This is a genomic window from Acuticoccus kandeliae (assembly GCF_003073115.1).
This window is the reverse complement of record NZ_QBBV01000001.1, coordinates 1,004,935-1,018,564: the sequence shown is the minus strand read 5'-3', so window position 1 is coordinate 1,018,564 and position 13,630 is coordinate 1,004,935. Positions and strand designations below refer to the sequence as shown.

Here is a 13,630-nt window from a genome sequence, read left to right as displayed (position 1 = left end):
GATCAATCCGGCAGTCGGAATGTGCGGGTCACGACCCGGGCGCGCGCACCGCGACCAGGCGGGCGACGTAGCGGGCGATGGTGTCGACTTCAATATTGACCATATCGCCGACCCGACGCTCTCCCCAGGTGGTGGCGGCCATGGTGTGCGGAATGGTCATGATCGTGAAGGTGTCGTCGGCGTCGATGACAGTCAGCGACGTGCCGTCGAGCGCGACCGATCCCTTGGCCGCAATGAGTGGCAGAAGGTCGGCCGGCGGGGATAGGCGAAAAACGGTCATGTCTTCGTGATCGTCACGCGCGACGATTTCGGCGACCCCGTCCACGTGGCCGGAGACGATGTGCCCGCCAAGCTCGTCGCCGGCCTTCAGCGGGCGCTCGAGGTTGATCGGGTCGCCCACCTGCCAGGTTCCGACGGTCGTCTTGTCCATCGTCTCGCCTGAGACGTCGACGGCGAAGCGGGTGCGGTTCCCCGCCTTTTCGATCGCCGTCACGGTGAGGCAGACGCCGGCGCACGCGATGGACGCGCCAATATCGATGCCGGCCGCCTCGTACTGGCAGTCGATCAGGAGGCGCGCACCATCGCCGAACGGGGTCTTGCCGGCCAGGGTGCCGACGTCGGTTATGATGCCTGTGAACATTCGCGCCGCCAGAGGTGGGTCCATCGGTCGTCGCCGATCGTCTCCACCTGGATGATCTCGAAGCGCTCTGCAAGTGCGGCGAGCCCCCGCCCGGCGATGGGCAGCGTCCCACCCGGCCCGATCCGCGTCGGCGCGTCGATCCATTGCACCTCGTCGATGAGATCGGCCGCCACCATCGCATCCGCAAGCCCCGCCCCACCCTCGACGAGGACGCGGGTGATCCCGCGCTGGGCGAGCGCAACGAGCGCTGCCGAGAGGTCGACGTGCGCCCCGTCGCGCGGCACGACGAGAATGTCGGCCCCGGCGGCCGCGAGGGCGGCCGTGCGCGCGCTGTCGGCCCCCTCCCCGACCACGACGAGGACCGGCACGGTGGCGATGTCGGCGAAGAGGCGGGCGGTCGGCGGGGTGCGGGCGGCGCTGTCGAACACGACGCGCAGCGGCGAGCATGCCGTCATGCCGGGAAGGCGGCAGGTGAGCGCCGGATCGTCGGCGAGGATCGTGCCGACGCCGACGGCGATCGCGTCGCATTCGGCGCGCAGGAGATGGGCCCTTGCGCGCGAGGCGGGGCCGGAGATCGCGATCTGCCCCTCCCCGCGCCGCCCGATCGCCCCGTCGGCCGAGACGGCGAGCTTCAGGCACATGTGCGGCCGGCCGCGCGTCATGCGGCTGATGTGGCCGGCAAGGTCGCGCCGCGCCTCGGCCGCGCCGAGGCCGACATCGACTTCGATCCCGGCCTCCAGCAGGCGCGCGACGCCGACGCCCGCGACGAGCGGGTTCGGATCCTCGATGGCGACCACCGCGCGGCGGATGCCGGCGCGGATCGCCGCGTCCGCGCAGGGCGGCGTCTTGCCGTGATGGGAGCAGGGTTCGAGCGTGACGTACATGGTCGCCCCGGCCGCCCGCGCCCCCGCCGCGTCGAGCGCAATGGGCTCGGCGTGGGGCCGGCCCCCGTCGGCAGTGCGGGCGAGGCCGACGATGACGGGGCCGTCCGTCCCCGGCGCGACGACCACCGCGCCGACGGAGGGGTTGGGCGAGGTGCGCCCGAGCCCCTGTCGGCCGATGGCGAGCGCGGCCGCCATGAAGCGTCGATCGTCCGCCGCACTCACGCTTCGGCGCGCCCCTCGGGTTCGGCCGGCAGGTCGTCCCCGTCCTCGCCGGAGGGGGCGGACCGGTCGTGCGTGTTCGTGCGCTCGCTCACCGCCTGGGCGAGGTCGGCGACGAAGGCCTCGAAGTCACGCGCTTCGGAGAAGTTCTTGTAGACGGAGGCGAAGCGGACATAGGCGACATCGTCGATCGCCCGGAGCGCGTCCATCACGAGGTCGCCGATATGGGCGGCGCTCACCTCGCTCTCGCCCGCGCTCTCGAGCTGGCGCACGATGCCGGAGATCATCCGGTCGAGCACCTCCTCGTCGACCGCGCGCTTGCGCGTCGCGATGGCGACGGAGCGGAAGAGCTTGTCCCGGTCGAACGGCTCGCGCTTGCCCGAGCGCTTGACCACGACGAGCTCGCGCAATTGCACGCGCTCGAACGTGGTGAAACGGCCGCCGCAGACGATGCAATTTCTGCGGCGGCGGATCGCAACCCCATCCTCGGTCGGCCGTGAGTCTTTGACTTGCGTGTTCTCAGCGGCGCAGTAGGGGCATCTCACATTCTACTCGGCGTAGATCGGGAAGCGTCCGGTGAGCGCGTACGCCTCGGCCTTCACGCTCGACACCACCGCCTCGTCCGGCTGACCCTCGGCGTTCATGGAATCGACGACGGTCGCGATCATCTTCGCGACGTCCTGGAATTCCTTCACGCCGAAGCCGCGCGTGGTGCAGGCCGGGGTCCCGACGCGCACGCCCGAGGTCACCATCGGCTTCTGCGGGTCGTTCGGCACGCCGTTCTTGTTGCAGGTGATGCCGGCAAGGCCGAGCGCCTTCTCGACGTCCCGCCCGGTCACGTTCTTCGGCCGCAGGTCGACGAGCGCGACATGGGTGTCAGTGCCGCCCGAGACGATCTCGAAGCCGTGCCCCTTCAGCGCCGAGGCGAACGCCTTGGAATTCTCCACGACATTGCGGGCATAGACCTTGAAGGACGGCTGGAGCGCTTCGCCGAAAGCGACGGCCTTCGCCGCGATGACGTGCATCAGCGGGCCGCCCTGGAGGCCGGGGAAGATCGCCGAGTTGATCTTCTTGGCGATGTCCGCGTCCTCGGTCAGCACCACGCCGCCGCGCGGGCCGCGCAGCGTCTTGTGCGTCGTCGAGGTGACGACGTGGGCGTGGGGGAACGGGCTCGGGATCGCGCCGCCCGCGACGAGGCCGGCGAAGTGGGCCATGTCGACGTGGAAGATCGCGCCGACGCTGTCGGCGATCTCGCGGAAGCGGGCGAAGTCGATGAGGCGCGAATAGGCCGAGCCGCCGGCGATGATGATGCGCGGCTTGTGCTCTTCGGCGAGACGGGCGACCTCGTCATAGTCGATGAGGCCGGTTTCCGGGTCGACGCCATAGGCAACGGCATTGAACCACTTGCCGGAGAGGTTCGGCTTCGCGCCGTGGGTGAGGTGGCCGCCCGCGTCGAGGCTGAGGCCGAGGAGCGTGTCGCCCGGCTTGGCGAGGGCGAGAAGGACCGACTGGTTCGCCTGGCTGCCCGAGTTCGCCTGGACGTTGGCGTAGGGCACGCCGAAGAGGCGCGTCAGGCGCTCGATCGCGAGCTCCTCGGCGATGTCGACGAACTGGCAACCGCCATAATAGCGCTTGCCGGGATAGCCTTCCGCGTACTTGTTCGTGAGAACCGTGCCCTGCGCCTCCAGAACGGCGCGCGAGACGATATTCTCCGAAGCGATCAGCTCGATGTCCTTCTGCTGGCGCTCCAGCTCGAGCGCGACGGCGCGGGCGATCTCAGGATCGCTTTCCGCGAGCGCGTGCTCGAAGAACGGACGGGTCTCGACCGCGTCACGCAGGCTCATAGACTGTCTCCCTTAGAATTCGCGCCGAACTTAGAGACGGCACATAGCCGGTGCAATGGCTTGCACCGGCTCTCGTTGTTTCCAAATTGTGGACCCGGCCCGCGCGTCCCCGCGCGGGGTCGGCGCCCCGCCGTGCGATCAGCGCAGGGCGAGCGTCTCCACACCGTCCTTGGCGTAGATGTCGTCGCGGAAATGGACGACGCCGTCCGCGTTCACCCAGGCGGTGATGTAGGCGAACATGATCTGGGTCGGACGGTCGAGCTTCACGTCGACCCGCTCGCCGGAGCGGATCGTCGCGTCGACCTTGCCGCGGTCCCAGCCGTTCGGCTGCAGGAGCCAGGTGATCAGCTCGCGCACATTCTGAACGCGCACGCAGCCCGAGGAGTGGAAGCGGGCGTCCTCGCCGAAGAGGCTCTTCTGCGGCGTGTCGTGCAGGTAGACCTGATGCACGTTGTGGAAGTTGATCTTCACCGTGCCGAGCGAGTTCAGTTCGCCCGGCTCCTGGCGGAACATGTATTGCGTCGCCTCGTCGGTGTTCCAGTCGATCTCGCGATAGTCGTACTCGCGGGTCTCGTCGCCCCAGCGATAGATCTTGATCTTCTGCTGGGCGAGATATTCCGGGTTCGCCTTCATCTTCGGGATGAGGTCGCGCCGCACGATCGAGACCGGGACGGTCCAGTACGGGTTGAAGTTGATCTCGTGCACCTTCGACACGAGGATCGGGCTCTGCCGGTCGACCTTGCCGACGACGCCGGTGTGACGCGAGCGCACGCGCCCGTTCTCCACCGCCTCGATCTCGGCGGCGGGGATGTTCACGAGCACGTAGCGGTCGGAGAGGTCGTTCGCGCGCTCGGCGATGCGGCCGAGATTGGTCTCGAGCTGGCGCAGGCGCACCTGGACCGGCACGTTCAGCGCGTCGAGCGTCGACTGGTCGACGATCCCGTCCCCGCGCAGGCCGTGGCGGAGCTGGAAGCGGCGCACGCCGGCGGCGACGTAGGAATCGAAGATGTCCTCCCGGCCGCCGATCTGGACGAGATCGCCCGAGGCGGCGAGACGCTGGCGCAGGACGACGACCGCCTTGTCGCGGACGCCGAGCTGCATGGCCTTCTGCGTGGCGGGAACGAGCGGCCAGCCGCCGGAGGCGGCCAAGGTGCGATACCGCTCGATCGCGATCTGCATGCGGCCGAGAGCTTCGGGCGACAGCGTCGGCTGGGACGAGTTGACGGCGTGGATCTCGGGCAGCGTCGCGTCGAACCGGTCCGTCCACTCGGCCTGGCGCTTGAAGCTTCTCAGCGCTTCGAGTGGGCTCTCATTCTGTGCCGATGCCGGGTTTGGCAAAAAGGCGATCAGAGCCGAAAGAGCGAGTGCCAACAGTGCCGGCCGTTTCATGCCAGCGCCGCCGGCAACCGACGACTTCGTTCGGGTCGTCTGAGACACGCGAACCCCCACACATACGAGACTATGATGATGCGGGTAACACGACGATGGTAAATGAACAACGAGCGATCGATCACAACAGAGTGGGACGACGGCGCGGCCCTCTCGGACCGCCCGGCTGTTCCCGTCGCGTCGTGCCGTCAACCGGCCTCAGAGCCGGTAGAGGACCTGGTCCTTCCAGAACCGGTCGAGACGGCGCAGGGTCTGCGAGGCCCCGTCGAGCCCATCCTCGTCGACGCCGCCGATCGCCCCCAGCGACTGCATGTGCCTGTCGATGAGGCCTTCCACGATCGCGGCGATCTCGGCCCCCTTCTCGGTCACGGTGATGCGCACCGTGCGGCGGTCGCGCGTGGACTTGCGCTGCGCCAGATAGCCCAGTTCGCCTAGCTTCTTGAGGTTGTAGGAGACGTTCGAGCCCAGATAATAGCCGCGCGACTTCAACTCGCTCGGAGTCAATTCCTCGCAGCCGAGATTGTGCAGGAGCACGGCCTGGACGTTGTTGATCTCTTCACGCCCGAGCCGTTCCAACTCGTCTTTCACAACGTCCAGAAAGCGCCGGTGGGCCCTTTCGATGAGACGGATCGTCTCAACATAGGCCTCCCGTGCCTTCGCCGCGGCGGAAGGATCTTCCGCCTCGTCCCGTTCCGCCTGTCGCACCGCCAAATTCATCGATCTGCCTCTCGGTCTGGCCCTCTTCGGACGCTTTTTCCCGAACGGTGCGAGACCGCGATAAAGCGGTGCTTAAGTGCTAGAGTGAATCAGCGGTTAACGGCGTCGACGTGATATTTGCGTCACAAATTAACCCGCCCCACGCAAGTATCTGACAACGCCGGAAAAGTCAGTCGCCGCGCCGCCTTCGTCGCAAAAATGCTCGTAGATCTCGCCCGCGGCACTGCCGAGCGGGGTTTTGACATCGGAAGCTTTGGCGGCGTCCGCGGCGAGCTTGAGGTCTTTCAGCATCATCTTGGCGGTGAAGCCGGGTTGATAGTCCCGGTTGGCGGGCGAGGTCGGCACGGGGCCGGGCACCGGGCAGTAGGTCGTCAGCGACCAGCACTGTCCGGACGCGGTGCTCGCGATGTCGAAGAGCTTCTGCCGGTCGAGGCCGAGACCGTCGGCGAGGTTGAAGGCCTCGCTCACCGCGATCATCGAGATGCCGAGGATCATGTTGTTGCAGATCTTCGCCGCCTGGCCCGCGCCGGAATCCCCGGCATGGACGATCGTGCGCCCCATGATCTGGAGGAGCGGATCAGCGAGCGCGAACGCCTCCGCCGGCCCGCCGACCATGAAGGTGAGCGTCCCGGCCGCCGCGCCCGCGACGCCTCCCGAGACGGGGGCGTCGATCATGCGGAAGCCCTTCGCGGTCGCCGCCGCCGCGACGTCGCGCGCGCTCGCGACGTCGATCGTGGAGCAGTCGATGAGGAGCGCGCCGGGGGTGGCGCTTTCGAGGATCCCGCCCGGCCCGGTGACGACGGTCCGCACGTCCGCCCCGGAGGGGAGCATGGTGACGATGATGTCCGCGTCGACCACCGCCGCCGCGAGGTTCGCGGCGACCGTGCCGCCGGTCTCGGCGAAGGCCGTGCGCGCGCCCTCGAACACGTCATAGCCCATCACGACGTGTCCTGCGCTGGCGAGGTTCCGCGCCATCGGCGCGCCCATATTGCCGAGCCCGATGAATGCCACCTTGGCCATATTCCTCCCCCTTCTTGTTGGCGCGTCGCCGGTGGCGCGCGCGTGTCAGATGCCCTCGTCCTTCGCCTTGCGCCGCGCACGGACGGCCGCGAGGGCCGCGACGATGACGGCGAGCGCGGCGTTCGCGCCGAGCGCGATGATGCCGAAGGGCATCAGCGCCGGGGCGAAGGCGAAGAGGAGGGCGTCGACGACGATCGCCGCCCCCCAGACCACGATGCCCCAATGGGCGAGCAGCCACAGCCCCACGCCCGCGACCGGGAAGATGAGCGCGGCGGTCATCGTGGAGATCCACGGGCCGTCCGGCGCGTGCCAGAGCGTGGTGAGGTCGGACGGCAGGTAGCCGATGAGGCGCGCCCAGATGATCACCGTCCCGGCGAGCCAGGCGATCGCGGCGAGGCGCAGGAGTGAGGCGATGGCGATCCAGAGGCCGTCGCGCCGCTCGCTCCCCGATTTCGGGGCCTTCAGCGCCTCCAGCGAGATCGGCGCGCGGCGCGAGTTGGTGTCGAGCGTGGTGGTCGGCGCGGGGAGCGCGGCGGGCGTCGGCGGACGGCGCGCGGGCGGCGTCTTGGCGGGCCTCTCCTCGGCCGGGGCGACGGGCTCGGTGGTCGTGCGCGTCGCGACGGCGGTGCCGGTGGTGCGCGCGACGGCCTTGCCGGTCTCGCGCGGCGCGGCCGCGGCGGCCGCCGGAGGCGAGGAAGGGGGTGGCGGCGCAGGGCGCGCGGCGGGAGGCTGCGCCGGCGCATTGCGCGGCGGGACGGCCGGGCGGCCCTTCGGCGGCGTGCGCGCGGGCATCTTGGCGGCGGCCATCGCGGCCGCGGGCGGCGCGGAGGGCGGCTGCGACGGGGACGCGGGTGGGCGGGCGGGCGCGGCCGGGGCCGTTTCCGCCGCGGGCCGTGCCGGAGGCGGCGGCGCGGGCAGGTCAGGCGGCGCGGGCGGGGCCTCGGGCGATGCGCCCGGTGCGGGGGCGGCGGCGGGCTGGGCCTCGCCACCCGCCGACTCGGCCGCCCGCTGGCGGCGCGCGGCCGCGCGGGCGAGCGCCTCCGGGTCGATCGGCGTCGTCGCCGGGCGCGGCTTCGGCGGCGCGGCGGGGTCGGGCGCGGCGCCCTGGGGCGGGGCCTTCGGCGCCTGCGACTGGGACTGCGTCGGCGCGGGCGTCTCGGCTGGCCCGGCGGCGCCCTCCGGCGTCCCGCCGTCCTTCTCGTCGGCCGTCATGGCGCCGCCGGTCCGGAGGGAAGGCGCAGGTCACCGTCGTGCGGCTTGCGGAAGTGCGCCTCGATCTCCTCCGCGTCGACGCCCTCGAGCGTCGCGGGCGACCATTTCGGATTGCGGTCCTTGTCGATGAGGACCGCCCGGATCCCCTCATAGAGGTCGTGCCCTTCGAGGATCTGGTTGAGAATGCGGAACTCGGTGGTGAGGCACTCGCCGAGCGACTTGCCCTCCGCGCGGCGGATCTCGCGGAAGGTCACCTCGAGGCTCGTCGGCGACATCTTGCGGATCGTCGCGGCCGTCTCCGCCGCGAAATCATTCCCCTCATCGTCGAGCCGCTCCAGGATGGCGAGCACGCTGTCCGCCCCGAACACCTTGTCGATGAAGGCGGCCTCCTCCGCGTCGCGCGGCTCGGTGTCGACCACAAGCTCGTCGAGGCCGGCCTCCAGGGCGCGGGCGTGGGCGATCCGGTCGAGCGCGTCGCCGAGGCGGCCCGCCTCGGTCGGGTGCGTCACGAACCCCACCGCCGTCGCCCCGTCCCGCCCGAGCCGGGCGCCGGTGAGGCCGAGATAGAGCCCCGCCTCACCGTCCATGCCGGACAGGAGATGGCTCGCCCCGACGTCGGGGAAGAGGCCGATCGCGGTCTCGGGCATCGCGAAGACGAGATTCTCCGTCGCGATCCGGTGCGAGCCGTGCGCCGAGATGCCGACCCCGCCGCCCATGCAGACGCCGTCGATCAGGGAGAGGACCGGCTTTTCGTAGATGCCGAGCCGGTAGTTGGTCTGGTACTCCGCGCCGAAGAAGGGCACGGCCTCGCTCCGCCGCGTGTAGATGTCACGCAGATCTCCGCCGGCGCAGAAGGCCTTGCCCTCGGCGCGGATCGCGACGCGCTCGACGCGATCGTCCCGCGCCCATTCGCGAAGCGCCTCGCCGAGTTCGCGCACCATGGGCTCGGTCAGCGCGTTCAGCGCCTTCACCCGGTTCAAGGTCACGATGCCGGCGCGGCCGACCGTCTCGAATTGAATGTCGCTCATCAGCTCTCAGCACTGAGGATGTGGCGGGCAATGATCACGCGCATGATCTCGTTGGTGCCTTCCAGGATCTGGTGGACCCGCAGGTCGCGCAAATAGCGCTCCAGCGGATAGTCGCGAAGATAGCCGTAGCCGCCATGGATCTGGAGCGCCTGGTTCACGACATCAAATCCGGTGTCGGTCGCAAGCCGCTTCGCCATCGCCGCGAGGGCGGTTCCGTCGGGCGCGCGCGTCTCCACCGCGATCGCGGCCTTGTGGAGGAGGAGGCGCGCGGCCTCGAGGCTCGTCGCCATGTCGGCGAGCTTGAATTGCAGGGCCTGAAAGGCTTCGAGCGGCTTGCCGAACTGGCGGCGCTCCTTGACGTGGGCGCGGGCGAGCCGCAGCGCCTCCCCCGCCGCGCCGAGCGAGCACGCGCCGATATTGAGGCGCCCGCCATCGAGCCCCGCCATGGCGATCTTGAAGCCCTCCCCCTCCGCCCCGATCCGGTTCTCCACCGGGACGCGCACGCCGTCGAAGATCACGGCGGCGGTGGGCTGGGAGTGCCAACCGAGCTTTTCCTCCTGCGCGCCGAAGGAGAGGCCGGGCGTCCCCTTCGGGACGGCGATCGCGCTCACCCCGCGCGCCCCCTCCCCGCCGGTGCGGGCCATGACGAGATAGAGATCCGCCGCCCCGCCGCCCGAGATGAAGGCCTTCGCGCCGTCGAGAACATAGTGGTCGCCGTCCAGCCGCGCCCGCGTCGAGAGGCTCGCCGCGTCCGAGCCTGCGCCCGGCTCGGTGAGGCAGTAGCTCGCGAAATGCTCCATCGTGCAGAGCTTCGGCAGGTGTTCGGCGCGCTGCGCGTCCGAGCCGAAGCGGTCGATCATCCCGGCGACCATGTTGTGGATCGACAGGTACGCCGCGGTCGACGGGCAGGCGGCGGCGAGCGCCTCGAAGATCAGGGCCGAATCGAGCCGCGTGAGGCCGGACCCGCCATGCGCCTCGCCGACCACGATTCCGGCGAAGCCGAGCGCGGCCGCCTCGCGCAGCACGTCGACGGGGAAGATGTCGTCACGGTCCCATTCGGCGGCATGCGGGGCGATCCGCTCGCGCGCGAAGTCGGCCGCCATCGCCTGGAATGCGCGCTGCTCTTCGCTGAGTTCGAAGTCCATGGCCGTCCTCCTCGGCGCTGGTGAAACTCCACGCGCCTCGCCCCGCCGTCAATCCTTGCGCGACGGGGCGTCGCTGGCGGGCGCCGCAAGGCCCGGTTCGCCTGGGCCCGAAGCACCCCCGCCGCGCCAGTTGATGAGGATGACGCCGAGGACCGCCGCGGCAAGGCCGATCCCGACGCGCGCATCCACCGATTCCCCGAGGACGACCACCCCGAGGAGGACGCCGAGCCCCGCCCGTAGATAGGCCTGGCTCGCGACCCCCATCGAGCCGAGCGAGCGCACGAGGCGGAAATAGATGAGGAGCGCGATCCCGGTGGAGCCGATCGCAAGCATCAGCGCGGCGCCGAGCGCGGTCGCGGAGGGGCGCAGCGTCCACGGCGCCTCGGCGAGGAAGGCGAGCGGGACGAGCACGGCCGAGCCGCAGATCAGCGTGCCGAGCGCGGTGGCGGCGGGGCTGATCATGACGAAGCGGCGCCCGTAGATCGCCGAGCACGCATAGAGCGCCGCCCCGCCGAGACAGGCGAGCTGGCCCGCCACCTGGTCGCCGAGCCCCAGGAGCGCGTCCGGCCCCACGATGAGCACGACCCCGCACAGCCCCACCGCGACGCCCGCGAGCTGGAGCGGGCGCGGCGGGGCGGTCCGCAGGACGAGGACGGTGATGAGGACGACGAAGATGGGCGAGGTGGAGTTGAGGACGCTCGCAAGCCCCGCATCGACCCGCTGCTGGCCGTAGGCGACGAGGATCCACGCCCCGATCGCGTTGAACCAGGACTGGGTGAAGAGCATGCGCCACACGTGCGGGTCGCGCGGCAGCCGCTCGCCCCGGATCTGCATGATGACGGCGAGGAAGAGCGCCGCGACCACGACGCGGATCATGACCAGCGAGAGTGGCGGAATCTCGCTGAGCGCGACCTTCACGAAGAGGTAGGCCGAGCCCCACAGGAGCGCGAGGACCCCGAGCAGCACATATTCGATGGCGGCCGGGTGGCGGGCGTTCATAGGCGGGAGGGGCTCCTGTCGGCGGGAGCGCGTCGGCTCCCGGTCTCCACTCGGCCATGATGGGCCGCCTGTCCACCCTTCACCCCGCGAACGGGGACGGCCGGGCCGCGAACGGATCTTTCGTGGACGGGTCGCCCCGCTTTGTTCTAACGTCCGCCCCCGCAAGGAGAGCGAAGCACGATGGATCTTGAGCGCCGGCGCCCGTTCGCCCCGAACATGGATGAGATCCTGAAAGGCCGCCGGATGCGTCGCAACCGGCGGACCGACTGGTCGCGCCGCCTCATTCGCGAGAACACGCTCACCGTCGACGATCTGATCTGGCCGGTCTTCCTGACCGAGGGCACCGGCCGGCGCGATCCCGTCCCCTCGATGCCCGGCGTCTTCCGCCTGTCGATCGACGAGGTGGGTGCGGCCGCCGAGGAGGCCGCCGCGCTGAAGATCCCCGCGATCGCCCTCTTCCCCTATACCGGGCCCGACAAGCGCGACGCGGAGGGCAGCGAGGCCTTCAATTCCGGCAATCTCGTCTGCCAGGCCTGCCGCGAGATCGCGCGACGCGTCCCCTCGATCGGCATCATGACCGACGTCGCCCTCGACCCCTATACGAGCCATGGCCATGACGGGCTGATGGTGGGCGAGGAGATCGTGAACGACGAGACGATCGCCGCGCTGATCCACCAGTCGGTCGTCCAGGCCGAGGCCGGCTGCCACATCATCGCCCCGTCCGACATGATGGACGGGCGCATCGGCGCGATCCGCGCCGCGCTCGACGAAGCGGGCTACGCGCACGTCCAGATCATGGCGTACGCCGCGAAATTCGCCTCAGCCTTCTACGGCCCCTTCCGCGACGCGGTCGGCGCCACCGCCGCCCTCAAGGGCGACAAGCGGACCTATCAGCTCGACCCGGCGAACGCGCTGGAGGCGCTGCGCGAGGTGGAACTCGACCTCGCCGAGGCGGCCGACATGATCATGGTCAAGCCGGGCCTTCCCTATCTCGACATAGTCTACCGGGTGAAGGAGCGCTTCGGCGCGCCGACCTACGCTTACATGGTGTCCGGAGAATACGCGATGATCGAGGCGGCGGCGGCGAACGGCTGGGTCGACGGGGAGCGCGTGATGATGGAGGCGCACATGGCCTTTAAGCGTGCCGGCGCGGATGGTATTTTGACCTACCACGCCCCCCGCATCGCCCGGCGCCTCGCCGCCGGCTGACCCCAGATTGCCCCATCCGATGGCGCCCGCGCCGACCGACCTTCTGCCAGTTCAGCCGGACGAGATCCGCGCCGCCGCGCGCGCGCTCGACGGCGTCGTCCTGCGCACGCCGTGCCTGCCGGCGCCGCGCCTGTCGCGCCTCACCGGCGCGAACGTGTGGGTGAAATACGAGAATCTCCAGCCGGTCGGCGCGTTCAAGGAACGCGGCGCCTACATGAAGCTGTCCTCCCTCACGCCCGCGGAACGGGCGGCGGGGGTCGTCGCCATGTCGGCCGGCAACCACGCCCAGGCGGTCGCCTACCACGCCGCCAAGCTCGGCATCTCGGCGACGATCGTGATGCCGGAGCGCACCCCCTTCGTGAAGGTCTCGGCGACCGAGGCGCACGGGGCGACCGTGGTCCTCGCCGGCGAGACGCTCGCCGAGAGCGCGATCGCCTGCGCCGAGATCGTGGAGCGCGAGGGGCGGATCCTCATCCACCCCTATGACGATGCGCGCATCATCGCGGGCCAGGGCACGATCGGCTACGAAATGCTCGCCGAGGTGCCCGAGCTCGACACGCTGGTCGTGCCGATCGGCGGCGGCGGTCTCATCGCCGGCATCGCGATCGCCGCGCGGGACGTGAAGCCCGACATCGCCATCGTCGGCGTCGAGGCGGCGCTCTACCCCTCGGCCTACGCGGCCGTGCGGGGCGAGGAGGCCCATTGCGGCGGGGCGACACTCGCCGAAGGCATCGCCGTGAAGGCGGTGGGCCGGCTGACGCTTCCCGTCATCAAGGCGCTGGTGGAGCGGATCGTCCTCGTCGACGAGCCGGCGCTGGAGCGCGCGGTCAACGCCTACATCACGCTGCAGAAGACGATGGCGGAGGGCGCGGGTGCGGCCGGCCTCGCCGCGATGCTGACCGACCCCGCCCCGTTCAAGGGCCGCAATGTCGGCCTCGTCCTGTGCGGCGGCAATATCGACCCGCGCATCCTCGCCACCATCATGATGCGCGAGCTCGCCCGCGACGGGCGGATCATCACCATCGAAGCCGATTTTCCGGACGAGCCGGGCGTCCTCGCGCGCCTGACGACCGCGATCGGCACGGCCGGCGGCAACATCCTGGAGGTCACCCATAATCGGCTCGGTCTCACCCATCTCGCGCGCGAGACGTCGGTCCGCCTCACCATCGAGACGCGCGACGACCGCCACACCGAGGCTGTTGTCGCCGCGCTTCAGGCGACCGGCCTCACGGTCCGAATGGCCGAAGATGTGGACGGGAAGTTTTGACCCCAATGATCTGGTGCGCGAAAACGGCCAGCCCCACGCGAGGAGACTGACGCCAGT

13 protein-coding genes are annotated in these 13,630 nt (G+C 70.1%); 2 read left to right on the top strand and 11 right to left on the bottom strand.

Features of this window, described 5'->3' with window-relative positions; translation table 11 throughout:
* Window positions 1–28: 28 nt before the first annotated feature.
* The 11 genes from DBV35_RS04670 to DBV35_RS04620 form a co-directional block, all read right to left on the bottom strand.
* Window positions 29–640: a riboflavin synthase gene (locus tag DBV35_RS04670; RefSeq protein WP_108659049.1), complete on the bottom strand. Its 612-nt coding sequence runs from the start codon at window positions 638–640 to the stop codon at window positions 29–31.
* The gene (ribD, locus tag DBV35_RS04665; RefSeq protein ID WP_205648466.1) at window positions 622–1,746 is read right to left on the bottom strand and encodes a bifunctional diaminohydroxyphosphoribosylaminopyrimidine deaminase/5-amino-6-(5-phosphoribosylamino)uracil reductase RibD; all 1,125 of its coding nucleotides are present in this window, start codon (window positions 1,744–1,746) and stop codon (window positions 622–624) included. The genes DBV35_RS04670 and ribD overlap by 19 nt, the downstream gene beginning before the upstream one ends.
* A complete protein-coding gene (gene nrdR, locus DBV35_RS04660; RefSeq protein ID WP_108659047.1) occupies window positions 1,743–2,288 on the bottom strand; it encodes a transcriptional regulator NrdR in 546 nt (181 codons plus the stop codon). The genes ribD and nrdR overlap by 4 nt, the downstream gene beginning before the upstream one ends.
* Before the next feature lie 3 nt (window positions 2,289–2,291).
* The gene (gene glyA / locus DBV35_RS04655; protein ID WP_108659046.1) at window positions 2,292–3,587 is read right to left on the bottom strand and encodes a serine hydroxymethyltransferase; all 1,296 of its coding nucleotides are present in this window, start codon (window positions 3,585–3,587) and stop codon (window positions 2,292–2,294) included.
* A gap of 138 nt (window positions 3,588–3,725) precedes the next feature.
* Complete coding sequence (locus DBV35_RS04650; protein WP_108659045.1) at window positions 3,726–4,976, bottom strand: L,D-transpeptidase family protein; 1,251 nt, start codon at window positions 4,974–4,976, stop codon at window positions 3,726–3,728.
* A 198-nt stretch (window positions 4,977–5,174) separates the two neighbouring features.
* Complete coding sequence (locus DBV35_RS04645; RefSeq protein WP_245943838.1) at window positions 5,175–5,552, bottom strand: winged helix DNA-binding protein; 378 nt, start codon at window positions 5,550–5,552, stop codon at window positions 5,175–5,177.
* Between the two features lie 270 nt (window positions 5,553–5,822).
* A complete protein-coding gene (mmsB, locus tag DBV35_RS04640) occupies window positions 5,823–6,713 on the bottom strand; it encodes a 3-hydroxyisobutyrate dehydrogenase (protein ID WP_108659043.1) in 891 nt (296 codons plus the stop codon).
* 45 nt (window positions 6,714–6,758) lie between these two features.
* Entirely contained in the window at window positions 6,759–7,925 is a 1,167-nt protein-coding gene (locus DBV35_RS04635; protein ID WP_108659042.1) for a DUF6163 family protein, read from the bottom strand.
* Window positions 7,922–8,953, bottom strand: coding sequence for an enoyl-CoA hydratase/isomerase family protein (locus DBV35_RS04630; protein WP_108659041.1), 1,032 nt, complete (start codon window positions 8,951–8,953; stop codon window positions 7,922–7,924). The genes DBV35_RS04635 and DBV35_RS04630 overlap by 4 nt, the downstream gene beginning before the upstream one ends.
* Window positions 8,953–10,098: an acyl-CoA dehydrogenase family protein gene (locus tag DBV35_RS04625; protein ID WP_108659040.1), complete on the bottom strand. Its 1,146-nt coding sequence runs from the start codon at window positions 10,096–10,098 to the stop codon at window positions 8,953–8,955. The genes DBV35_RS04630 and DBV35_RS04625 overlap by 1 nt, the downstream gene beginning before the upstream one ends.
* Window positions 10,099–10,146: 48 nt before the next feature.
* Window positions 10,147–11,097 carry a DMT family transporter gene (locus DBV35_RS04620; protein WP_108659039.1) on the bottom strand — a complete coding sequence of 317 codons (951 nt, stop codon included), beginning with the start codon at window positions 11,095–11,097 and terminating at the stop codon, window positions 10,147–10,149.
* 180 nt (window positions 11,098–11,277) lie between these two features.
* Here DBV35_RS04620 and hemB point away from each other — a divergent pair, with 180 nt between their 5' ends.
* Both hemB and DBV35_RS04610 read left to right on the top strand, forming a co-directional pair.
* Window positions 11,278–12,306: a porphobilinogen synthase gene (hemB, locus tag DBV35_RS04615; protein ID WP_245943837.1), complete on the top strand. Its 1,029-nt coding sequence runs from the start codon at window positions 11,278–11,280 to the stop codon at window positions 12,304–12,306.
* Between the two features lie 19 nt (window positions 12,307–12,325).
* On the top strand, window positions 12,326–13,573 hold the full coding sequence (locus DBV35_RS04610; RefSeq protein ID WP_108659038.1) for a threonine ammonia-lyase: 1,248 nt from the start codon (window positions 12,326–12,328) through the stop codon (window positions 13,571–13,573).
* The last annotated feature ends 57 nt before the right edge of the window (window positions 13,574–13,630 follow it).